This is a genomic window from Actinacidiphila sp. bgisy145 (assembly GCF_057708125.1).
Genome location: NZ_JBYIRL010000007.1, coordinates 197664 through 220228, shown reverse-complemented (window position 1 = coordinate 220228; position 22565 = coordinate 197664). Strand labels below are relative to the sequence as shown.

20 protein-coding genes are annotated in these 22565 nt (G+C 73.3%); 4 read left to right on the top strand and 16 right to left on the bottom strand.

Annotated elements, in window-relative coordinates; translation table 11 throughout:
• The first annotated feature begins 296 nt into the window (after positions 1–296).
• On the top strand, positions 297–1328 hold the full coding sequence (locus AC3ERT_RS08990) for an ABC transporter substrate-binding protein (protein ID WP_435173552.1): 1032 nt from the start codon (positions 297–299) through the stop codon (positions 1326–1328).
• A gap of 28 nt (positions 1329–1356) precedes the next feature.
• Here the strand turns inward: AC3ERT_RS08990 and AC3ERT_RS08985 are convergent, their stop codons facing one another.
• The 7 genes from AC3ERT_RS08985 to AC3ERT_RS08955 all read right to left on the bottom strand — a co-directional run bounded on the left by AC3ERT_RS08985 (position 1357) and on the right by AC3ERT_RS08955 (position 8203).
• Complete coding sequence (locus AC3ERT_RS08985; protein ID WP_435173550.1) at positions 1357–2037, bottom strand: hypothetical protein; 681 nt, start codon at positions 2035–2037, stop codon at positions 1357–1359.
• Positions 2038–2046: 9 nt separating this feature from the next.
• Positions 2047–2886, bottom strand: a complete 840-nt coding sequence (locus AC3ERT_RS08980; RefSeq protein WP_435136213.1) for a carbohydrate ABC transporter permease — start codon at positions 2884–2886, stop codon at positions 2047–2049.
• Entirely contained in the window at positions 2883–3848 is a 966-nt protein-coding gene (locus tag AC3ERT_RS08975; RefSeq protein ID WP_435136210.1) for a carbohydrate ABC transporter permease, read from the bottom strand. Before AC3ERT_RS08975 ends, AC3ERT_RS08980 begins: the two co-directional genes overlap by 4 nt.
• Positions 3845–5176 (bottom strand): ABC transporter substrate-binding protein, encoded by a 1332-nt coding sequence (locus AC3ERT_RS08970; protein WP_435173548.1) that lies wholly within the window; start codon positions 5174–5176, stop codon positions 3845–3847. The genes AC3ERT_RS08975 and AC3ERT_RS08970 overlap by 4 nt, the downstream gene beginning before the upstream one ends.
• A gap of 218 nt (positions 5177–5394) precedes the next feature.
• Entirely contained in the window at positions 5395–6117 is a 723-nt protein-coding gene (locus tag AC3ERT_RS08965; protein ID WP_335984089.1) for a cupin domain-containing protein, read from the bottom strand.
• Positions 6114–7040 carry a DUF6807 domain-containing protein gene (locus tag AC3ERT_RS08960; protein WP_435173547.1) on the bottom strand — a complete coding sequence of 309 codons (927 nt, stop codon included), beginning with the start codon at positions 7038–7040 and terminating at the stop codon, positions 6114–6116. The genes AC3ERT_RS08965 and AC3ERT_RS08960 overlap by 4 nt, the downstream gene beginning before the upstream one ends.
• A complete protein-coding gene (locus tag AC3ERT_RS08955) occupies positions 7037–8203 on the bottom strand; it encodes a Gfo/Idh/MocA family protein (protein ID WP_435136198.1) in 1167 nt (388 codons plus the stop codon). Before AC3ERT_RS08955 ends, AC3ERT_RS08960 begins: the two co-directional genes overlap by 4 nt.
• Positions 8204–8432: 229 nt before the next feature.
• On the opposite strand from AC3ERT_RS08955, the gene AC3ERT_RS08950 reads away from it, so the two are divergent.
• Positions 8433–9476 (top strand): LacI family DNA-binding transcriptional regulator, encoded by a 1044-nt coding sequence (locus tag AC3ERT_RS08950; RefSeq protein ID WP_435173546.1) that lies wholly within the window; start codon positions 8433–8435, stop codon positions 9474–9476.
• A 70-nt stretch (positions 9477–9546) separates the two neighbouring features.
• On the opposite strand, the gene AC3ERT_RS08945 is transcribed toward AC3ERT_RS08950, so the two are convergent.
• The 4 genes from AC3ERT_RS08945 to AC3ERT_RS08930 all read right to left on the bottom strand — a co-directional run bounded on the left by AC3ERT_RS08945 (position 9547) and on the right by AC3ERT_RS08930 (position 13156).
• Complete coding sequence (locus AC3ERT_RS08945) at positions 9547–10446, bottom strand: substrate-binding domain-containing protein (protein WP_435173544.1); 900 nt, start codon at positions 10444–10446, stop codon at positions 9547–9549.
• Positions 10439–11305 (bottom strand): amidohydrolase family protein, encoded by an 867-nt coding sequence (locus AC3ERT_RS08940; RefSeq protein WP_435173542.1) that lies wholly within the window; start codon positions 11303–11305, stop codon positions 10439–10441. The genes AC3ERT_RS08945 and AC3ERT_RS08940 overlap by 8 nt, the downstream gene beginning before the upstream one ends.
• Positions 11306–11358: 53 nt before the next feature.
• Positions 11359–12042, bottom strand: coding sequence for a 4-carboxy-4-hydroxy-2-oxoadipate aldolase/oxaloacetate decarboxylase (ligK, locus tag AC3ERT_RS08935; RefSeq protein WP_335984076.1), 684 nt, complete (start codon positions 12040–12042; stop codon positions 11359–11361).
• A gap of 88 nt (positions 12043–12130) precedes the next feature.
• Positions 12131–13156 carry an amidohydrolase family protein gene (locus AC3ERT_RS08930; protein WP_435173540.1) on the bottom strand — a complete coding sequence of 342 codons (1026 nt, stop codon included), beginning with the start codon at positions 13154–13156 and terminating at the stop codon, positions 12131–12133.
• A 187-nt stretch (positions 13157–13343) separates the two neighbouring features.
• Between AC3ERT_RS08930 and AC3ERT_RS08925 the strand changes: the two genes are divergently transcribed.
• A complete protein-coding gene (locus AC3ERT_RS08925; RefSeq protein WP_335984109.1) occupies positions 13344–14003 on the top strand; it encodes a GntR family transcriptional regulator in 660 nt (219 codons plus the stop codon).
• A gap of 182 nt (positions 14004–14185) precedes the next feature.
• The gene (locus AC3ERT_RS08920; RefSeq protein WP_435173538.1) at positions 14186–15487 is read left to right on the top strand and encodes a cation:dicarboxylate symporter family transporter; all 1302 of its coding nucleotides are present in this window, start codon (positions 14186–14188) and stop codon (positions 15485–15487) included.
• 66 nt (positions 15488–15553) lie between these two features.
• On the opposite strand, the gene AC3ERT_RS08915 is transcribed toward AC3ERT_RS08920, so the two are convergent.
• The 5 genes from AC3ERT_RS08915 to ccrA form a co-directional block, all read right to left on the bottom strand.
• Positions 15554–16225, bottom strand: a complete 672-nt coding sequence (locus AC3ERT_RS08915; RefSeq protein ID WP_335984070.1) for a GntR family transcriptional regulator — start codon at positions 16223–16225, stop codon at positions 15554–15556.
• A gap of 183 nt (positions 16226–16408) precedes the next feature.
• Positions 16409–17239, bottom strand: coding sequence for an AfsR/SARP family transcriptional regulator (locus AC3ERT_RS08910; RefSeq protein ID WP_435173537.1), 831 nt, complete (start codon positions 17237–17239; stop codon positions 16409–16411).
• Positions 17240–17709: 470 nt separating this feature from the next.
• A complete protein-coding gene (locus AC3ERT_RS08905) occupies positions 17710–18720 on the bottom strand; it encodes a beta-ketoacyl-ACP synthase III (RefSeq protein ID WP_435173535.1) in 1011 nt (336 codons plus the stop codon).
• The gene (locus AC3ERT_RS08900) at positions 18720–20543 is read right to left on the bottom strand and encodes a fatty acyl-AMP ligase (protein ID WP_435173561.1); all 1824 of its coding nucleotides are present in this window, start codon (positions 20541–20543) and stop codon (positions 18720–18722) included. Before AC3ERT_RS08900 ends, AC3ERT_RS08905 begins: the two co-directional genes overlap by 1 nt.
• A gap of 39 nt (positions 20544–20582) precedes the next feature.
• Positions 20583–21914, bottom strand: coding sequence for a crotonyl-CoA carboxylase/reductase (gene ccrA, locus AC3ERT_RS08895; protein ID WP_335984064.1), 1332 nt, complete (start codon positions 21912–21914; stop codon positions 20583–20585).
• Positions 21915–22565 lie beyond the last annotated feature (651 nt).

The following is a 22565-nucleotide window of genomic DNA, read 5'->3' as shown; positions in this document are numbered from 1 at the left end:
TCATGGGGGTGATCCCTTCTCCGCGTGCGATGGAGGTGGAGCGACCTCGAAGCCCGTCGACGGGATGGGGCGTGGGCGTCGGTCCATCAACGGGTCGGCCAGGCCCGGATTGTGCGACCAGACGCACCGCAGCGCCCTAGCGAACGTAGCACTGGGGAAACAACTTGACAATATTGTCGGACAATTGGCTGGGCCTGGTCTTGCGTCCTGATGTCTTGTGGGGGTCGGAGGTTGCTGTTACGGTCGCTCGCACCTTGTCGGACAATCCACGACGGCGACCAGGGAGAGCGGATCTGATGCGACCTCAACTTCGCGGGCGACGGGCCGCGGCGGCGCTGGCCGCCGCCGGCGCACTGCTGCTGACCGCGTGCGGCGGGGGCTCCTCGGCCGGTTCGGGCGGCTCCTCCGGCGCCACCGTCACCATCGGCGTCAGCGGGAACATCCTGGACACCCCGATCGAGGTGGCCGACGGCCAGGGGTACTTCGCCGCGCAGGGCCTGAAGGTCGAATACGTGACCCTGAACGCCTCCACGGGGGCGTCCGCGCTCCAGTCGGGCTCGGTGCAGTTCCTCAACGACAGCCCCAACGGCTTCCTGGCCGCGCTCGGCAAGAACGTCCCCGAGACCGCGATCGGCACCGACGCCGGCGGCTATCCGCTCGGCCTGATCGTCAGCACCAAGTTCGCCAAGGCCCACCACCTGACCGCCTCGACGCCCGCGGCGCAGGTCGCCAAGGCGCTCGACGGCTCCACCGGGGGATCGAGTTCGGCCAACACCAAGGGCGAGGCGAGCATCTTCCTCAAGGGCTACGGCGTGGACCCCGGCAAGGTGAAGTGGGTGTCGCTGCCCAGCCCGGTGGCCGACAAGGCGGCGCTGAAGAGCAACCAGATCGACTGGTTCGCCACCTCCGAGCCGACCCCGCTGGAGATCCAGGACTCCGGGGACGGCGTGGTGGTCGCCGACCCGGTGAAGGTCCCGGCGTGGTCGCAGAAGGAGGCCGGCTACGGCCAGTTCGTGGTGGCCCGCAGCAACTACCTCTCCCAGCATGCCGACACCGCCAGGAAGGTCGCCGCCGCCGTCCAGCAGGCCACCGCCTACATGCACGCGCACCTGGAGTCGGCCGCGGTGCAGGCGGCGGCGCGCAAGGCGGTGCCGGGCGTGGCCGCGGACGTGGTCGCCGCGAGCCTGCGCCAGGTGGCCTGGCCGACCAGCGACGCGATGGACGCCCAGGGCTGGGCCACGACGCTGGGCTTCGTCAACTCCCTGGTCACCCTGGACAAGAAGGCCGCGGTCACCGACAGCCAGTGGACCAACAAGTACCTCCCGTGAGCGCCGGGCCGCCCGCCCGCCGCCCCCGTCAGCGGCCCGTCCCGGACACCGCCGGCGGGCGGTGGCGGACGTCCACGGCGGTCGCGGCGAGGGCGAGCGGGCCGGGCAGCAGCGGCAGCAGGACGGGCATCGCCCACACCAGGACCGCCGCGAGCACCGCGGCGGCGGCCAGCAGCGCGGTGCCGCGCGGGTCGGCCAGCGAACGGGCCAGCGCCTGACGGCCGCAGAGCCGGTGCGGCCCGTCCAGGGCGACCGCGCGCAGGCCGACCGCGGCGGCGCCGACCGCGAGCAGCAGCAGGACCGGCGCCATCAGGCCCGCCCCGGGCAGCCCGGCGCGCAGCAGCCGCTCGTCGAGCAGCAGCAGGACCGCGAACGCCGGCGGCAGCAGGCCCTTGGCGAGCGCGGAAGGGGTCAGCCGCTCCCGCAGGCCGGCCAGCAGGTCGCCCGCCTTGACCTGCACTCCGGTCGCCGCGCTGCGGCGCAGCGCGGAACTGGCCGCCGACAGCGCCGCCGGGGCGGTGACCACCGGCAGGCAGGCCACCGCGGTGACCACCCCCACCAGCAGCATGTCGGCGAAGAGGGTGAAGCCGGCGCCGAACACCTCGCCCGGTTCGCGGTGCGCCCGTCGGGAGACGGCCGCGGGTGCGGTGGCGGGTGCGGTCGCGGATGCGGTCGCGGGTGCGGTTGCGGTTGCGGATGTGCGGGTCAACGCTCCTCCTCAGCCCTTGAGTCCGGATGTGGCCATGCCCTGCACCAGGTAGCGCTGGAAGACGAAGAAGAACAGCACGATCGGCAGCACCGAGATCACCGACATCGCGAACATCGGCCCGTAGGCGGAGGTGCTCGACTGGTCGACGAAGTTCCGCAGCGCGAGGGTGATCGTGGCCTTCTGCGGCGAGAACAGGTAGATCATCTGCGCGAAGAAGTCGTTCCAGGACCAGATGAACGAGAAGATCGCGGTGGTGATCAGCGCCGGCCGGCTCAGCGGCAGGATGATGTGGAAGAACGACCGGAACGGGCCGCAGCCGTCGATCCGCGCGGCCTCCTCCAGGTCCCGGGGCAGGTTCCGCATGAACTGCACGATGAGGAAGACGAAGAACGCCTCCACCGCGAGGAACTTCGGCAGCACCAGCGGCCAGTAGGTGTTCGTCATGCCGAGCTTGTTGAAGATGATGTACTGCGGGATCAGCACCACGTGCTGCGGCAGCATCAACGTCGCCACGGTGAAGGCGAACATCGGGCCGCGCATCCGGAACCGCAGCCGGGCGAAGGCGTAGGCGGCCAGCGAGCAGGACACCACGTTGCCGACCACCGCGCCCAGGCTGATCAGCAGGCTGTTGCCGAGCAGCCGGGGCACCGACACGCCCGAGACGCCGTCCAGCGCGGTGCTGTAGTTGCTCCACTCGAAGTGGTGCGGCCACAGGTCGACGCTGGTCACCACCTCGTCGGCGGGCTTCACCGAGGTCACCAGCAGCCACAGCAGCGGGTAGAGCAGGGCGATCAGCGCGAGCAGGGCCACCACGTGGGGCAGCCGGCGTTGCAGGGTCTGGTTCATCATTCCGCCTCGTCCGCGTAGAACACCCAGGACCGGGAGACCTTGAACATCACCGCGGTGACCGCCGCGATGGCGAGCAGCATCAGCCAGGCCATGGCCGAGGCGTAGCCCATGTGCGAGGCGGTGAACCCGCGCTCGTAGAGGTAGAGCGTGTAGAAGAGGGTGGAGTCGGCCGGGCCGCCGTTGCCGCCGCTGACCACGAAGGCGGGCGTGAAGACCTGGAAGGACTGGATCATCTCCAGCACCAGGTTGAAGAAGACCACCGGCGAGAGCATCGGCACCGTGATGGCGGCGAACTGCCGCCAGGGGCCCGCCCCGTCGAGCGCGGCCGCCTCGTACAGCTCCGGCGAGATCTGCTGGAGGCCGGCGAGGAAGATGACCATGGGGGCGCCGAACTGCCAGATGGTCAGCAGCACCACCACGTAGGTGGCCAGGTGCGGGTTGCCGACCCAGCCGCCGATGTGGATGCCGAAGGTGCCCAGCACCTTGTCCACGGTGCCGCCGTCGTTGAACAGCGCCCGGAAGACCAGGGCGATCGACATGCTCGCGCCCAGCAGCGAGGGGGCGTAGAACGCCGACCGGTAGAAGCCGCGGCCGCGGCTGAGCCGCCTGAGCAGCAGCGCCGCGCCGAGCGCCAGCGCCAGCTTCAGCGGCACCGCGATGACCACGTACTTCAGGGTGGTCAGCACCGACCGCCAGAAGCGCGGGTCGGAGGTGAGCATCTCGCGGTAGTTGCGCAGGCCCACCCAGTGCGGGGCGCTGAACATGTCGTAGCTGGTGAAGGAGAGGTACAGCGAGACCGCCATCGGCACCAGGGTGACCGCGAGGGCGCCGATCATCCACGGGGTGAGGAAGACGTACGCGGGCCAGCGCGCCTCGCGGCGGCGCGGTGTGCGGCCGGGCCGGGTGCTTCCCGCCGCGGTGCGCCCGGCGGGCTCGGGCAGTTCGATCGGCGCGACGGTCATGACTCCAGCTCCTGCTTCGCCTGGACGATCAGTTCGTGGGCCGCCTTCCGCGGCGAGGCGAGCCCGAACTCCACCCGCTGGTACTCGCGGGTGAAGGCGCTCTCGATCGCGACATCGCCCTTGGGGGGTGCGGACGGCGGCGGCTGCACGCCGTACTTCTCCATCTCCTCGTCGAACTGCCACACCTGCCGGTCGGGACCGGTCAGCTTGCGGTCGACCGCGGCGGCGATCTTCCGGTTGGGCGGCTGGGAGCGGGTGACGCCCAGGACGTCGCCGGCCCGCGGGTCGTTGAGGAGGAAGTCCATCAACTCGGCGGCCTCCTTCGGGTGCTTGGAGTGGGCGCCGATGCCGATGAGCATGGTGGGCTTGAAGTAGGAGCCGGCCCGGCCGCCGACGGTGGGGACCGGGGCGTAGCGGATGGTGTGCCCGCTGGGGCTGGTGAAGCCGGTGAAGGTGGCGTCCCAGGAGTAGTCCAGGGCGTCCAGGCCGCGGCTGAAGGCGCTGATGCCGGTCGCGTCGGCCTGCGCGCTGTCCTTTGACGACACCAGCGCCCCGGACTTCTGGAGCCGGTGGCAGAAGCTCCAGAAGGCGGCGAGGTCCTGCTCGGTGTAGCCGAGGGTGCTGGGGCCGGCGTACAGCTGCTTGCCGTGGCCGCGCAGCCAGTCCTCGAAGACGTCCTCGTTGCTGCCGCCGTCGTTGGCGCCCGCCGCGGTCCGCCCGTCGGGGGTCTTCAGCTTCATGGCGGTGATCTTCGCGGCGACCTGGGCCCAGTCCTCCCAGGTCCAGGAGGGTTGGGGTGCCGGGATGCCGGCCTGGGCGAAGACGGTGGCGTCGTAGACGTAGCCGGTGATGCCGCGGCCCATCGGCAGGGCGTACTGCTTGCCGTCGAGGTGGCCGGTGCGGACCAGCGAGGCGTCCATCTCGCCGGTGTCCAGGGTGCCGTCCTTGACGTACCGGTCCAGCGGGAGCAGCGCGCCGCCGCCCGCGAACTGGGAGATCTGGCGGTAGTCCAGCTGGGCCAGGTCGGGTATGCCGCCGCCCGCGGCCTGGGTGGACAGCCGCTGCTTGTAGGAGCCGAAGTCGGCGTTGGACATCTGGACGGTGACGCCGGGGTGCGCCTTCTCGAACAGCTTCACGGCCTGCTCGGTGCGGGCCTGCCGGTCGTCGTTGCCCCACCAGGAGAAGGTGAGGGTGATGTGGCCGCCGGCGTCGGAGGCGCCGCAGGAGGTGAGGCCGGCCAGGAGGACGGTGCTGAAGGCGGCGGCGAGTGCCGCGGTGGCCGCCCGGCGGCGGAGGAACCGGCGCCGGCCGCTTCGGGGCTCGGGCATGGTGGCCTTTCGGGACGGGGTGGGGTGATGGGGGACAGGTGCCGGGCGGCGCCGGGCGGGCAGGCGGTATCGCCCGCGGTCGATTCGGCGGGTGGCGTCGGGTGCGCGGGGGTGAGGGGTGGGTGCGGGCGTACGGTCGGTGCGGCTCGCGGTGGGGTCCGGCGCTCGGGTCGGCGGGTGTTGAGGGGTGGTGGGGCGGGGCCGTACGGGCGGGGCGGCTACGCGCCGTGGTAGACGTCGAGCCGGCCGCACATGCCGAACCGCCCGGTGGCGGTGGGGCCGGTGGCATGGGTGCGGGCCGCGGCCAGGTGGCCCGGGTCGCCCGCGGCCAGCGCGGCGAGCTGGTCGCGGGTGGCGGCGGCCGCGGCTGCGGCGCCCTCGCGCCAGCGGCGCTCCCAGTCGGCTAGCCGCGGCCGCACCAGCGCGGCCGCCGCGCGGTGGAAGGCGGCCAGCGGCTCCGGGTCGCCCGCGGCGACCGCCGCCCGCAACTCGGTGAAGCGGCGGGTGGCCAGGTCGCGGCGGGCGCGGGCCGCCTCCGCCTGCGCGGCCTCGCCCTCCCCGGCCGGCAGCCGGACCGCGGCCGCGTAGGTATCCGGGTCGGTGAGCAGGTGCGGCGGCAGCGTGAGGACCGCGTCGCCCGCCTCGGGCAGCCCGTCGTTCTGCATGACGACGGTGATCCGCAGCTCCCCGGTGTTGACCAGCCGGTGGATGGTGCCGGGGGTGAACCACACCACGGTGCCGGCGCGCAGCTCGGTCTCCTCGAAGCCGCCGGCGGTCAGCGTCTGCACGGCGCCCTCGCCGCCGGTGACGACGTATCCCTCGCTGCACGTCAGGTGCAGGTGCGGGGTGCCGCCGCCGGGGCGGCCGTCGACGGTCGGCCAGTCGTAGACGCTCAGCCGGGAGACGCCGACCGCCCCGGGGAACCCGTCGTATCCGGTCACCACGGATGACGCTCCAGGTGTGCGATGACCGCGGCCCGGTCCCAGGCGCCGTCGGCGACGTGGACGCGGTAGGCGCGGGCGAGGGTGTCGCCGGGGTCGAGCACCAGCTCCTGGTGGAAGGCGAAGGACGGGGCGACGGCGGCGAAGGGGTCGGTGCGGACGAACCAGTGCGCGGGGTGGGTGCCCTTCGCGCCGGTGTGGTCGTTGCCCGGCGCGTGCTCGAAGACGAGGGTGGCGTGCCCGTCGCGGCCGTCGTGCTCGCCGCTGTAGGCGAGCCAGGGCGCCTGATGCCCCATCAGGTCGCGCTCGGCGCTGTCGGCGTCCTCGGTGAAGGCGTGCCCGTCGCGGAAGGCCCGCGGGCCGCGCCAGAACAGCCCGGTGTAGCCGGCGTCGGGGCGCCCGGCGGTGGTGGGGCTGCCGAACCGCAGCGGCTCGTCCCGCCGGTTGGTGACCGCGGAGGACCAGGTCAGGCTCCAGCTGCCGGCGTCGGCGTCGGCCCGCACCTCGATCCGGCGCTCCTCCCGCGCCCACAGCGAGCCGTCGTGCGGGTGCCAGCTCAGGCGCTCGGCGATCACCACGCCGTCCGGGCCGGCGGACACCTCGTCGAAGCCGGTGTGCGCCATCGAGCCGACCCGCTCCGGCAGCGCGAGGTAGCCCTCGCCGTGCACATAGGTGTTGCCGCCCCACAGGTTCTGGCCCGACAGGTGCGAGGCCGTCAGCTGGAGGCCCTTGTGCCAGCGGTGGTCGTTGGGGCGGTAGTCGGTGACGAGGCCGCCGGCGAGGGTGCGGATCGGGTGGAGGTAGGGCTTGGGCGCCTCCCAGGCGGCCTCCGGGCGGTAGACGTACGCGAACAGCTCGGTACCGGTGCCCTGGTGGGTGACGGTGATCCGGTCGTCGTGGACGTGGGTCAGCGAGAGCGTCATGCGGGCTGCTCCTCCTCGCGGGCGCCGACCGGGAGCCGGTCGGGGGCGCCGCCGTGCATGGCGGCGTAGAACGGGTCGCCGGGGCGGATCTGCCCGGCCCGGACGGTGCTGTCGGTGAAGGCGGACTTGTAGAGCGCGGCGGTGAACTCCACGACCCGGCGGCCGCCCCCGCCGCTGGTCGGGTGCGGGGTGCCGGCGCGGATGTCGGCCACCAGGGCGCGCAGTTGGGCCAGGTGGGAGCTCGGCTCGTCGGGGCCGAAGTCGTGCCAGGCCGCGGCGGTCCGCGCGGGGACGCCGGGGGCCGGGGTGATCCGCCAGTCGGCGTTGCGGTAACCGTACAGGTGGGTCAGCTCGATGGTGGCGAGCTCGCAGTCGATCCTGATCCGGCTGACCTCGTCGGGGCTGAGCACGCTGTTGACGACGGTGGCCACCGCGCCGCCGGCGAAGCGGACCTGCGCGGTGGAGACGTCCTCGGTCTGCACGTCGTGCACCAGCCGGGCGGCCATCGCGCGGATCTCCTGCCACGGCCCCATCAGGTCCAGCAGCAGGTCGGTCTGGTGGATGCCGTGGCCCATCGCCGGGCCGCCGCCCTCGGTGTCCCAGCGGCCGCGCCAGGGCACCGCGTAGTAGGCGGCGTCCCGGTACCAGGTGGTCTGGCAGTGCGCGACCAGCGGCCGGCCGAAGGCGCCCTCGTGCAGCAGCCGGCGCACATGGCGGGCCCCGGAGCCGAAGCGGTGCTGGAAGACGTAGGAGGCGGTGGGCGCGCCGGGCGCGGGGCCCGCGGCGGCCGCGACCGCGTCGTAGTCGGCGAGCGAGGGGCAGGGCGGCTTCTCGCACCACACATGGGCGCCGGCCCGCAGCGCGGCGATGGCCTGCTCCCGGTGCAGGGCCGGCGGAGTGCACAGCACCACCAGGTCCGGGCGCACCTGGTCGAGCATGGCGCCGACATCGGTGAAGGCGCCGGGTACGGCGAACTGTCCGGCGGCGGCGCGGGCCGCGTCCTCGGCGACGTCCACGACGGCGGCGACCTGCACCCCGCCCTCGTCCGCGAGCGCGGCGAGGGCGGGCAGGTGGGCGCCGCGGGCGATGGCTCCGGCGCCCACCACGGCGGTGCGCAGCGGGGTGGCCGGGAGGTGCGGGGGCAGCGGTTCGTGCGGGGACATACGGGCCCTCTCGTGCGGCTGGCGGTACGTCACGCAAGGCGCGAGGCGCAGCGGAACCCCGCAGCAGGGGCAGACCGACGGCTCCTTCGCCTCGCTGTTCCAACGTTGTAACCAGCGTGCGTACGGGCGGTCAACCCTTAGGGCGCCGCCGGATCGCCCGTGTCGCCGAAGGGGAGCCGGTCTGCGGGGAACTGCCCTACAATGAGGCACCGCTCAGAAGGGGAGTTACGTGACGGCAGTGAGGCTCAAGGACGTCGCCGACCGGGCGGGCGTCTCCGTCAAGACGGTTTCCAACGTTGTACGCGGAATGTCGAAGGTGGCGCCCGCCACCCGGGAGCGCGTCATGGCCGCGGTGCAGGAGCTCGGCTACCGGCCCAACCCCTCGGCGGTGCGGCTGCGCACCGGCCGCAGCGGGCTGATCGCGCTGGCGGTGCCCTTCCTGGCCACCCCGTACTTCGCCGAACTCGCCCACCACGTACGGACCGAGGCGTCCCGGATCGGGCTGACGGTGCTCATCGAGGAGACCCTCGGCGACGCCCACGAGGAACTGCGGCTGGCCAGCGGGCTCGGCTCGGCCCTGCTGGACGGGGTGATCCTCTCCCCGCTGCGGGTGCCCTTCGACGAACTCGCCGCCACCACGGCCGGCTTCCCGCTGGTGCTGCTCGGCGAGCGCGAGGACGGCCGGGAGCAGCTCGCCACCGACCACGTACTGATCGACAACGTGGCCGCCGCCCGCGAGGCCACCGCCCACCTCGCGTCCCTGGGCCGGACCCGGTTCGCGGCCGTCGGCGTGGACCGGCAGCACTCCGCGACCAGCCGCCAGCGCCTGGAGGGCTTCCAACTCGCCCTGCACGAGGCCGGACTGCCCTTCGACCCGCGCCTGGCGCCGCCGGTCGAGGAGTTCGACCGGCGCAGCGGCCTGCACGCCGGCCGCACGCTCGCCGCGCTCCCGGCCGGCAGCCGCCCCGACGCGGTCTTCTGCTTCAACGACCTGCTGGCCGTCGGCGCGATCCGCGCCTTCCACGAGGCCGGGCTCGCGGTGCCCGGCGACATCGCGGTGGCCAGCGTCGACGGCACCGACGAGGGCCGGTACGCCATCCCCTCGCTGACCTCGGTGGTGCCCGACAAGGCGGCCATCGCGTCGCTGGCGGTCACCTCCCTCGCCGACCGGATCGGCGCGGCGACCGCGCCGCGCCACGCGGTCCATCTGGCCCCCTACCGCCTGGCGGTGGGGGAGTCCACGACCGGCGGGCGCACGCCGGTCGCGGACTGAATCCCCCGCTCGCCGCCGATCCGGTCAGGCGGCGAGCAGGTCGCGGGCCGGGCGGGGCCGGGCCGGGCGGTCAGGCGGCGAGCAGGTCGCGGGCCGGGCCGAAGACCTCCTCGGCGGTCAGCGGCCGGGGCAGCAGCCCCTGCGCCAGGCACGCGGCGGCGATCTCCTCGATCGGGCCGCTCAGCCGGTCCGCTCCCGACCTCGTCAGGCGCGGCGCGTCCGGCTGCCGTTCGGCGGCCTGCCGCGCGGCGGTCTCCTCGGCGCGGCACAGCAGCGCGTACGCGCCCCGGACCGCGTCAGGCTGCCGCGCCAGGACCTCGGTGGAGACCGCCACCAGGTGGTTGACCGGCGCGTACCCGTGGGCGTCGTACCAGGCGCGGTCGCGCTGCGCGGCGCGGTCGAAGACGGGCACGAACTCGTCGCCGCCGGGCAGGTCGTTGCCGAGGACAGCCGCGTCCACCGCGCCCGAGCGCAGCGCCTCGACGAGGCTGCCGGACAGCGAGCGGTCCACGAACGGCGGGTCGGCGTACTCCGGGACGTGCGCCTCGTCCTGGGTGACCCACTGCGACTGGTCGGCCGCCAGCCCGAAGTCCTCCGCGAGGTGGCTGCGCACCCACATCCCGGTGGTCTGGGTGTAGGCGCGCACCCCGATCCGGCGGCCGCGCAGCTGCGCCGGGTCGGTGACCGGCCGCGACCGGTGCGCGATCAGGCACTTGCGCTGGAAGCGCGCGGCGACCACCACCGGCAGCACCGCGACCGGGTGGCCGTGCGCGATCGCCTGGAGCGCGGTGACGACGGCCAGTTCGCTCACGTCGTAGCGCTGCTCGCGCACCATCGGCGCGAACGCCTTGTGGATCGGTGCGACGTCGGCGAAGTCCAGCCGCACGCGCGGGTCGGTGAGGGTGCCGCCGCGCAGCAGGGTGCCGACGGGGTGGGTGTCCAGCGCGATGCTCAGGCGGGTCTCAGGCACGGTCGGCCTCCGCGCGGCGCGCACCCCAGTAGAAGGTGTCCGCGGTGCCGCCGAAGACCGCCGCCGCGTCGGCGGCCGGCAGGCCGCTCAGCGCCGACCGGGCCTCGGCCAGCAGGTCGGCGAGCTTGCCGTCGGCGGCGGGGAAGTTGGAGCCCCACATCAGCCGCGCGGAGCCGTACGCCGACAGCAGCGCGGCCAGGAAGTCCGGCACCGTGGAGGCGCCCTTCGCGGCGGCGCCGAGCGCGCGGTGGGTGAGCTTCAGGTGCACGCCCGGGAAGTGCGCCAGCGTGAAGAGCGCCGCGGCCTTCCGGTAGGGCGCCCCGTCGGACAGGTCGGGGCGCGCGCAGTGGTCGAGCAGCACCCGGGTGCGCGGGAAGCGCTCGAGGGCGCCGCGCAGCGCCGGGATGCCGTCGGTCGTCATCTGGAGGCAGATCGGGATGTCGTGCGCCTCGGCGTACTCCCACGCGGGGAAGGTGTCGGGGTGGCCGAGCCAGTCGGCCTGGCCGGGCATGGTGGTGCCGGTGGTGAACAGCCGGAAGCCCGACAGCCCGCGGGAGCGCCAGTGCGCGATCCGCTCCACCGCGTCGGGCGCCATCGCGTCCAGCGAGTGGACGCCGACCAGCCGGTCCGGGTGCGCGGCGACGGAGTCGGCCAGGTAGCGGTTGTCGTGGCCGTAGACGGTGGACGCCTGGACGACCACGGCCCGGTCGATGCCGGCGGTGTCCAGGGCGGCGAGCAGGCCCTCGAGGTCGACCGGGTGCTCCTGCGACCAGGTGGAGCGGCGGCCGCCGATCGGGTCGGCGGGGTAGCGCGCGGCGTCGGTCGAGATGACGTGGGTGTGGCTGTCGATCACCAGCATGAGCGGTGTCGGTTCCTTTCGGTTGGCACGGTCGGCTCGGTCGGCCGGTCCGTTCAGTCGACGTAGCGCAGGCCGCGGTCCCGCAGCGTCTCGCGCATCCGGTAGATGTCCAGGCCGAGTTCGCCCGCGGCGAGCCGGCCGCGCTTGACCTCCTCGGCGGCTTCGCGGGCCTCGCCCGCCTCGGCGGTCGCGGTGGCCCGCGCGGCCGGTACGACCACCACGCCGTCGGCGTCCGCGAGCACCACGTCGCCCGGGGTGACCAGGGTGTTCGCGCACACCACCGGCACGTTGACCGAGCCGAGGGTGGCCTTCACGGTGCCCTTGGCGTGGATCGCGGTGCTGAAGACGGGGAAGTCCATCCGCTCCAGGTCGGCGACGTCGCGGCAGCCGCCGTCGATCACCAGGCCGCGCGCGCCGCGGGCCCGCAGCGAGGTGGCCAGCAGTTCGCCGAAGAAGCCGTCGCGGCTCTCGGAGGTGCAGGCGGCGACCACCACGTCACCGGGCCGGACCTGCTCGGCGGCGACGTGCAGCATCCAGTTGTCGCCGGGCTGGAGCAGCACGGTCACCGCGGTGCCGCACAGCCGGGCGCCGGGGTAGACCGGGCGGATCGCCGGGTGCATCAGGCCGAGCCGGCCCATCGCCTCGTGCACGGTCGCCACGCCCAGCGCGGACAGCCGCGCCACGGCGGCGGGGTCGGCCCGCTCGATGGTCGTGTGGACGACGCCGAGTTCCTGCATGGTGGGTTCCTCTCGGTGGATGCCGCTCGGACGTGCTGCGGTGCGGGGTGTGTGGTGCGGGCGCTGGTGCGCTGCGCGGGGGCGCGGCTCAGCGGCCGGCCGCGCGCAGCCGCGCGTCGAGCCGGGGGTAGACCCGGCGGGCGTTGCCCTCGGTGATCGCCGCGAGGTCCGCGGGCGCCAGGCCCGCCTGCTCGACGTAGCGGCGGGTGTCGTCGAAGTGGTGCCCGGTGTCCGGGTCGACGCCGCGGACCGCGCCGATCATCTCCGAGGCGAAGAGCACGTTGGCGGGCGGGAGCACCTTCAGCAGCAGGTCGATGCCGGGCTGGTGGTACACGCAGGTGTCGAAGAAGACGTTGCCCAGCAGGTGCTGCGCCGGCTCCGGCCTGCCGAGCGCCTGCGCCAGGCCGCGGAAGCGCCCCCAGTGGTAGGGCACCGAGCCGCCGCCGTGCGGGATGACCAGCCGCAGCGTGGGGAAGTCGGCGAACAGGTCGCCTTGCAGCAGCTGCATGAAGGCGGTGGTGTCGGCGTTGAGGTAGTGCGCGCCGGTGGTGTGGAACGCGGGGTTGTCGCTGGTGCTTACATGCACCATCACCGGCACGTCGAGTTCGGTGATCTTCTCGTAGAGCGGGTACCAGGAGCGGTCGGTGAGCGGCGGCGCGCTCCAGTGGCCGCCGGAGGGGTCGGGGTTGAGGTTGACCGCGACGGCGCCCAGCTCCTCGACCGCGCGGACCAGCTCCGGTATGCAGGTGGCCGGGTCGACCCCGGGGGACTGCGGCAGCATCGCGGCCGGCGCGAACCGGTCCGGGAACAGCTCGCCGACGCGGGCGCACAGGTCGTTGCAGCAGCGCGCCCACGCCGCCGAGGTGGCGAAGTCGCCGACGTGGTGGGCCATGAAGGACGCGCGCGGGGAGAAGACGGTCACGTCGATACCGCGCTCGTCCATCTGCCGCAGCTGGTTGGCCTCGATGGACGCGCGGATCTCGTCGTCGCCGATCCGCAGGTCCGCGGGCCGGGGCGGTTCGCCGTCGCCCGCCAGCGCCTGGACCTGGCGGTCGCGCCAGTCGCCCAGCGCCGCGGGCGCGGTCGTGTAGTGGCCGTGGCAGTCGATGATCAACGCGGTTCTCCTCGCGGTCGGGGTGGCCGGGCAGGGGCCAGAAGGCCCTGCGCCCGGGCGCGCTGCGCTCCGCATAGTAGTCGTCAATCATATTGCTGACAATATTGCCGATGGTAAGGTTACCGGCCGAACGAGCGGGTGCGGGGGAGCCAGGGAGAGGAGTCCGGTCCAGGTGACCAGTACACGTATGAAGGGCGCGGCCGGGCGGCTGCACGTCAGTGCGCAGATCCGGCGCGCGCTGTGGGTCGGCGACCTCGTGCCGGGGCAGCGGCTGGTGGAGCAGGACCTCGCCGACCGGATGGGGGTGACGCGCAGCTCGGTCCGCGAGGCGCTGCTCGACCTCGCCTCCGACGACCTGGTGGAGCTGGTGCCCAACCGCGGCGCCCGGATCAGGGTGGTCTCGGTGGAGGAGGCGGTCCAGATCACCGAGTGCCGCTCCGCGCTGGAGCGGCTGTGCGCGCGCAAGGCGGCCGAGCACGCCGACGAGCAGCAGCGCGCCGCGCTGGCCGAGGTCGGCGAGCGGCTGCGCGCGGCGGTCGCCGAGGGCGCCTTCGAGGACTACTCGGCGCTCAACCGGCGCTTGCACGACCTGGTCATCGAGTTCAGCGGCCAGGCCGTCGCCCGGCGCCAGTTGGAGCGGCTGAACACGCAGATGGTGCGCTTCCAGTTCCGCCTGGCCATGCGGCCCGGCCGCCCGCAGGAGTCGCTGCCGCAGCTGCTGGCCATCGTGGACGCCGTCCTGGCCGGCGACCCGGACGCGGCCGACGCGGCGGCGGAGGCCCAACTCGCGGGCGTGATCGAGCAGTTGCGGGCGAGCGAGCCGCCGACCGGGCTGAACGGCTGGTAGCGGCGCGGGTCGTGGCGCCGCGCGGCCGGTACGGAATTGCGGGCGCTTCGGGCGACTATATCTTCGGCAAGATTATTGACAATCTGATCGACGTGGGATTCAGTCGGGACGTCAACGGGTCCGCCGAGGCGCACGGACGAGACCCGGCCACCCGGCCTTCAACGGAGAATCCGGATACCACGATGAGCGAGACCGCCACACTGGGAGCGCCGCCCGCGGCGCCCAAACCCCCTACCCCGTTCTACCGGGACCTGGCCGTCCAGGTCCTCGCAGGCGTCGCGCTGGGCGTCGTCGTGGGCAACTACGCCCCCGCGGTGGGGCGGCACACGCAGTTCCTCGGCGACATCTTCATCCACCTGATCCAGATGGTCGTCGGCCTGATCATCTTCTGCACGGTCACCCACGGCATCGCCAGCGTGCGCGACCTGGGGAAGGTCGGCCGGATAGCCGTCCGGGCCCTGGTGTACTTCGAGGTGATCACCACCGCCGCGCTGATCATCGGCCTGGTCGTGGTCAACGTGCTGCACCCCGGCTCCGGCGTGCACATCGACCTGTCACACCAGGGCGGCACCGGCACGGCACCCGCCAAGTCCGAGGGCTTCGACGACTTCCTCGTCGGCCTGGTCCACACCTCCGCGGTGCAGGCGTTCGCCCAGGGCGACATCCTCCAGGTGCTGGTCTTCTCCGTGCTGTTCGCCTGCGGCCTGGCCTCGCTGGGCGAGCGCAGCGCCCCGGTGCTGGAGCTGGTCGGCACCGTGCAGCGCACGCTGTTCTGGATCATCGGCAAGGTGATGCGGATCGCGCCGCTGGCCGCGTTCGGCGCGATCGGCTACACCGTCTCCAAGTACGGGCTGGGCACGCTCACCTCACTGGGCAAGCTGATCGGCGTCTTCTACCTGATCGTGCTGCTGTTCTTCCTGCTGGTGCTGTGGCCGGTCTCCCGGTACGCCGGCGTCAGCCTGCTGAAGGTGCTGCGCTACTTCCGCGCCGAACTGCTGCTGGTGCTGGGCACCAGCTCCTCGGAGAGCGTCTTCCCGCAGCTCACCTCGAAGCTGGAGCGGCTCGGCGTCGACGAGTCGGTGGTCGGCCTGGTGCTGCCCACCGCCTACAGCTTCAACCACGACGGCACCTGCCTGTACTTCGCCTCGGTGAGCGTCTTCCTCGCCCAGGCCACCGGCACCGACCTGGGCTGGCAGGCCCAACTCGGCCTGCTGCTGATCCTGCTGCTCACCTCCAAGGGCGGCGCGGGGGTCTCCGGCTCGGCGATCGCGGTCCTGGCGCTGACACTCAGCTCCACCCACAAGATCCCGGTGGACAGCATCGCGCTGGTGCTGGGCATCCACAGCATCCTGTCGGCGGCCTTCGTCTTCACCAACATCGCGGGCAACTGCGTGGCCACGCTGGTGGTCGGCAAGTGGGAGAACGCGATCGACCGGGTCCGGCTGAACGCCGAGCTCGACGCCGGGTTCACCACCGCCGCGTGAACCGGCCACGGGGCGCAGCCCTGGTGAACCGGCCGCGCGCCACCGCCCGCCCGGCCTGGCCGCGCCTCACAGCGCGCCCAGGCCGCTGTCGGCGGTGGCGCGCAACTGCGCCAGCACGCTGTCGAGATGGGCCCGCGTCGCCTTCTCCGCCGCGTCCGCGTCGCCGCCCGCGACGGCCTCGATGATCGCCAGGTGCTGCGGCAGCGACTGGGCGGGGCGGCCGGCGCGGGCGGCCAGCCGGAACTGGTGGCGCACCATCTGGCCGTTGAGCCGGTCGAGCAGCGACTCGGCCACCGTCTGGCCGCTCGCGGCCGCCACCAGGTCGTGCAGGCGGCGGTTGAGCGCGGAATACGTGTCCAGCGCCCCCTCGGCGACGGCCGCGCGCATGCGCTCCCCGATCTCCTCGAGCGCGCGCCGCTGGTCGTCGGTGGCGTGCACGGCCGCGCGCCGCGCGCACAGGACCTCCAGCGCCGAGCGGCACTCCGTGATCAGCACGGCGTCCTCCACCGACACCACGCGCACCCGCGCGCCCCGGTTGGGGACCAACTCCACCAGCCCCTCGGCGGCCAGCTCCTGGAGGGCCTCGCGGACCGAACTGCGGGTGACGCCGAAGCCGTCCGACAGCTCCTGCTCCACCAGCCGCTGGCCGGGCACCATGTCCCCGGCCGCGAGCGCCTGGCGGATGCCCTGCTGCACCGCGCTCCGCCCCGCCCGCCCCGACTTCCGGTCCTGCGCCACTGCGACCGCCTCGTTGAGTTCCGCTGTTCCCCGCCGCTGTTCCCCGCCGGGAGAATACATCCGGCCCGCGGCACCGCCGTACGCGCCGCTCGGCGCCCGGCGCTCCGCCGCAGGCCGGTCCGGCGCCGGCCGGGAGCACCTGCGGTGCGGCGGCTTTCCGCCGCGTGCGGCTTCTGCCGGCGGTCAGCTCGCGGGGTGGCAGGGCGTCAGTTGCTGGAGGAACAGCTTGGACTCCTGGTCGGCCTCCAGCGACGAGTCCCGGCGCAGAATTCCCTGCTGGACCGTCCGTATACGCGGCGACGGTTCCATTCCCAATTCGTCGCGCAGGTTCTGGTGGAGCGTCTGGAAAGTCTCCAGCGCCTGGCCGGGGCGGCCCGAGCGGTACAGCGCCACCATCAAAAGGGAGTGGATATTCTCGTGCAGCGGGTGCTGGACCACCAGGCCGGAGAGTTCTCCGATGACCTCATGGTGCCGGCCCAGCCGCAGGTCGGCCTCAATGCGCTGCTCCAGGGTGCCCATGCGCTGTTCCTCCAGGGAGACGCGGTGGGCCAGCAGTTGCGGGCCGGTGCGCACGTCCACCAGCGCCGGTCCGCGCCAGCAGGCGAGCGCCTGGCGCAGGGCGGCCGAGGCCCGGCTGTTGTCCCCGGCGGCCAGCGCCCGGCGGCCGAGGGCGGCGTGCCGGGTGAAGTCGCTGGCGTCGTGGGCGCCCTCGCCCGCCGACAACTGGTATCCCCAACCGGTGTACGTCAGTACCTGCTGCGCCACCACCGCGCCGCTGACCCGTAACGCGGCCGCCAGCAGCCGGCGCAGCAGCACGATGTAGGTCTGCACCGTGGTGAGCGCGCTGGGCGGTGGAGTGCTCTCCCACAACTCGTCGACCAGCACGTCGACCGGGACCACGCGGTCGGCCCGGACCGCCAGGAGCGCCAGCAGCTGCCGGGGCTTCGGTGCGCTCGGCGCCGCGTCCTTATCGTTGGCGCCGACGACCAGTGGCCCGAGAATCCCGATGTCCAATGCTTCCCCCACGAAAACGCGTGCGAATAGGGAGTGGATTTCGAGTATATCCGGTGCGTGAATGTAAATTGTCAGACGTTCGTGCGCAGAGCATACGTCAGGCCGTGTATCGCCTGTCAAGGGCGCCTGTCTTTGCGGGGTGATGGCGTGTTCTTGACTTTCTCTTGGCCGCGTTCCGGGCAGTGGTCCATGCTGACCGCTGCGGCCTTGGCGGCGGATGCCGGGTCGCTGGCTTTCTGCTGCCCCTGGTCCGTATTTGGGAAGAGCGCGCCCGTTGCAGTGATTTATACGCATCCCTGACGGTAATTGTGCTTCAGGGTTCCGTGGCCGTATTCCGGCGAAATCATTCGCAACGGTATACGAACGTGTGAGGCCCTGGCCAGAGGTGTGCCATGACAAAATGTCATGTTCACAGGAATGGTTTCGGCGCCGGCCGCGGGCATGCGGCAGGCGCCGTCCGCAGGGCCCGCTCAGGGCAGGGCGACCACCAGGGCGCCGTGGTTGAGCCCGGCGCCGAAGCCCGCGAGCAGCGCGAGGTCGCCGCTGCCGGCGCGGCCCTGCGCCAACATGCGCTCCATCGCCATCGGGATCGACGCCGCCGAGGTGTTGCCGGTGTCCACCACGTCGCGGGCCACCGCCACGTGCGGTGGCAGGCCGAGCGCGGCCGCCGCCGACTCGACGATCCGCAGGTTGGCCTGGTGCGGGATGAAGGCGCCCAGCTGCGACGGGGAGGTGTCGGCCGCGGCCAGCGCCCGGCGGCACAGGTCGGGGACCAGCCCGATCGCCCACCGGTAGACGGCAGGGCCGTTCATCCGCAGCGTCGGCCAGGGCGTGGCGCCGTCCCGCAGCTCCAGCCACGACGCGGAGTGCGTGATCGTCTCCTTCTGCCCGCCGTCGGCGCCCCACACCACCGGGCCGATCCCGGGGGTGTCGGACCGGCCGACCACCGCCGCGCCGGCGCCGTCGCCGAACAGGAACGCGGTGGCCCGGTCGCGCGGGTCCACGATGTCGCTCATCCGCTCCGAGCCGGCCACCAGCACGTGCCGGCAGGCCCCGGTCCTGATCAGCCCGTCGGCCAGGGCGAGGGAGTGCACGAAGCCGGCGCAGGCCGCGCTCACGTCCATCGCCGCGGCCGCCGCGGCGCCGGCCTGGTGCGCGACCTGCGGTGCGGCCGCGGGCGACTGCTCCAGGTGGGACATGGTGGCCAGCAGCACCAGGTCGATGTCCTCGGCGGCCACCCCGGACTGGGCGAGCGCCTTGAGCGACGCGGCGACCGCCATCGCGACGACGGTCTCCTCCGCGTCGGCGAAGCGGCGGGTGACGATCCCGGAGTGCCGCCTGATCCACTCGTCGCTGGAGTCGATCAGCGGGACGAGTTCGTCGTTCGGCACCACCCGGCCGGGCCGGTAGGCGCCGACGCCCAGGATGCGCGAGCCGGCCGCCGAGGTGGCCGTACCCAGCGGGGTGACCGTGCCTGCCATCACGCCTCCCGTGCCGGTGCCGGTGCCGGTGCCGGTGTTGGTGTGGGTTCGGGTGCGGGTGCGGCTTCCGGTGCGGCCGCCCGCCGGGGCGCCGCCGCCGTCACCGGGCCGAACTCGCCGTCCAGGTAGCGGCTGCGGGCCAGCCGGCGCTGCACCTTGCCGCTGGAGGTCTTCGGCAGCGCCCCGCGGCGCAGCACCACCACCTCGTCGACCTTCAGCCGCTGCCGGTCCCAGACGGACGCGCGCACCCGGGCCCGCAGCGCGTCGGCGCCGCCGTTGCGCAGCGCCCGCCCGTCGGCCTCCACCAGCAGGACGAGCCGCTCGGTGCTCCCGTCGTCCAGGGCGAAGGCCGCCGCGCAGTTGGGGCGCAGTGCCTGGTCGCCGAGTTCGGCCGACAGCTCGATGTCCTGCGGGTAGAAGTTGCGGCCCTGGTGGATGACCACGTCCTTCAGCCGCCCGGCGACGAAGACCTCCCCGTCGTGCACGAACCCCAGGTCGCCGGTCCGCAGCCAGGTGCCGTCCGCGCCGCGCCCGGCGAGCACCGCGCCGAAGGCGGCGGCGCTCTCGGCCGGGCGGCCGTGGTAACCGCGGGCGACGCAGGGGCCGTTGATCCACAGCTCGCCGACCCGCCCGGGCGGCTGCTCGCGGCCGCGCTCGGGGTCCACCACGGCCACCCGCGTGGTCGGCGCGGGCGCACCGCACCCCATCAGCGGCACGCCGTCCCCGGCCGCCGCGCCGGTCAGCGGCACCACCCGGCCGTCCTGGAGCGCCCCGGCGTCGACCCGCAGCAGCGTGGGCACCCGGTCGGCCGGACTGCCGCTGAGCTTGAGGGTGTTCTCGGCCAGGCCGTACCCCGGGCACATGGCCTGCGGCCGGAACCCGGCGGGCGCGTAGGCGGCGGTGAAGTCCCGTACGGTCGCCCAGCGCACCGGCTCGGCGCCGTTGACCGCGACCCGCCAGGACGACAGGTCGAGGCCGGCCGCCACGGTGTCCGCGGCGACGCGCGCGCACAGCTCGTAGGCGAAGCTGGGCGCGGCGGCGTGGGTGCCGCGGAAGCGGGAGATCGCCTCCAGCCAGCGCGCGGGCCGCCGGATGAACGCCTGGGGCGCCATCAGGTAGGCCGGGACGCCGGTGAACAGCGGCAGCACCACGCCGAAGAGCAGGCCCATGTCATGGAAGAGCGGCAGCCAGTTCACGACGGTCCCGTCCGACCCCACCGGCCACAGCGCCACGGTCTCCGCGACGTTGGCGCGGAAGTTGGCGTGGGTGACCTCGACGCCCTTGGGGTCGCCGGTGGAGCCGGAGGTGTACTGGAGCAGCGCCAGGTCGTCCGGGGCGGGCGGCCGCGGAGTCCACCCGGCGGGCGGGGCGTCCGGCAGCGCGGTGGTGTCGATCAGGGTCAGGCCGGTCAGCAGGTCGCCGAAGCGCTCCTCCAACTCCCGTTTGACCGCGGGCGTGGTGAGGATCGTCTTGGCGCCCGCGTCCTCGGCGATCCGGCGGGCCCGCTCCATGCCGCGGCGGCGGGTCGGCACCTGCACGGGCGCGCCCGCGGTCCCGGCGTACATGCAGCCGAGCAGGGCGGCGACGAACTCCAGGCCGGACGGGTAGAGCAGCAGCGCGGTGCCGCCGGCGAGTCCGGCCGCCTCCAGGGCGGCCGCCCGGGCGCGGGCCGCCCGGTCCAGCGCGCCGTAGGTCAGGGTCTGCTCGGGGTTCTCGCCGTCGTGCAGGAAGACGTACGCGACGGCGTCGGGCTGCTGCTCGCTCCTGGCCCGCAGCGCCTCGGGCAGGGTGCGGGCGACCTCGGCCGGTAAGGCGAGTTCCATGGCGGTCACGTGGGGCACACCTCCTGTTGCGGGCCCGCCCTACGCGGACCGGAGCGGGTTGAGCGTGTGCTCACCCAGCCGGGCGCGCAGTTGCGGGTCGGTGACGCCGAGGCCCTCCTCGGGGGCCATGCACAGCACACCGACCTTGCCGGTGTGCCCGTTCGTCTGCACCAGCCGGGTCGCCTCGCCCGCTTCGGCCAGCGGGTACACCGCGGACAGCACCGGGGAGAGCTTGCCGAGCCGGCTCAGCCGCATCGCCTCGGTGGCCTCGGCGAGGTTCATGCCGTGGCTGCCGATGATGCGCTTGAGGTTCATCCACAGGTAGCGGTTGTCGTAGTGGTGCTCGTAGCCGGAGCTGGAACCGCAGGTGACGACGGCGCCGCCGCGGCGGGCCACGATCACCGACATGCCGAAGGTGGCCCGGCCGATGTAGTCGAAGACGATGTGCGGGTCCTCGCCGACCTCCTGGCGGATCGCGCGGCCCAGCCGCTTGGCGAGCTTCACCGTGGCGGCCCCGGGTTCCGGCTGGGAGCCGATGCCGATCTCCTGGCGGTTGATCACCACGTCGCAGCCGAGCCGGCGGGCGAGTTCCGCCTTGGGCTCGGAGCTGACCACGCCGACGGGCACGCCGCCGCCGTTCTTGACCATCTGCACGGCGAACGAGCCGAGCCCGCCGGTCGCGCCCCAGATCAGCACCACGTCGCCCTGCTTCATCCGGGCGCCGTGCTCGCCGATCAGCATCCGGTAGGCGGTGCCGCCGCACAGCGGGATGCAGGCGGCCTCCTCCCAGCTGAGGTGGCCGGGCTTGGGCATGAGCTGACCGGCGCGGACCACCGCGTAGTGCGCCATGCCGCCGAAGTTGGTCTCGTAGCCCCACGCCTGCATGTCGGAGAGCAGGCTGTCGGCGTGCGTCCTGGGGTCTTCGGCGTCGGCGAGCACGGGGGAGACGGAGACGTGGTCGCCGACGTGCCAGCGGCGCACCCCGGAGCCGGTGCGGACGATCACGCCCGCGGCGTCGGAGCCGAGCACGTGGTAGGGCTGGTCGTGCCGGGCGTCCCAACCGCCGCCCTTGGCCAGCCGCTTGAGCGCGTCGAAGGTGGAGATCGGCTCGAACATCGCCGACCACACGGTGTTGTAGTTGACGGAGCTGGCCATCACCGCCACCAGCACCTCGTCGGGCGCCAGTTCCGGCATCGGCACCCGGCCCACGCGCACCGCCTGGCGGACGTCCTTGGCGGCACTGTCCATGCCCATGAACACGCCCGCGTCTTCCTGCCGCAGATGCGCCGCGAGGTATTCCTCGGGCACCGGCAAGCGGCTCAACTCGTCCGGGTCGGCACCCCGGAGAACTGCCTCGGTCATGGGTTCCATGTAGCCTCACCTCGGGCCGGACGAAATTCCTGGCGTGCAGGACGACAAGGACGAATTTACGGGAGCGGGCAAGTGGCCCGACACCCCTAACATTCGTCCCCGAAGGCGTCCGGAGAAGCGCCGACCGGTCATGGGCGCCGCCTATTTCCGCGGGGCCGGGGGCAATAGTGGCCCGGCGGCGCGGCGGCTACTGTTCAGTACGGCGCAACGGATCATCCCGTGCCCGCCGCCACGGCCGGAACCCCTAACTCCGGGCCCGGCCGTCACCCCTAGCCCGCGCCTCACCCCTAACGCCCCACCGCCGCCAACTGCCCCTTCCCGGCCAGCTCAAGCGGGGTGCGGAGGTACCGCGCAACGCCCGACGCGCACTCCCGCGGGCCCGGCCGCGGCACCCTGCGACGCTACCGAGGGTAAGAAAGGGACCCCGCCGCAAAGCCGGCGCCCGCATCCCGTTCCTAGGGGGCGGATAGGGGGACCGGGGCGGTCGGGAGCCTGGGTAGCCTACCGGGAAACGAGATGCCGCGTACGCCTGGCACGGAGCACACGGAGAATCCGCGACGGTTCTCGACGGACCGTCAGGACGGGTTCTTCCGGCGGCTTCTCGTTTTCCTGATATGCCGACCGTGTATCGGACGTCGACCGGCTCGGGGC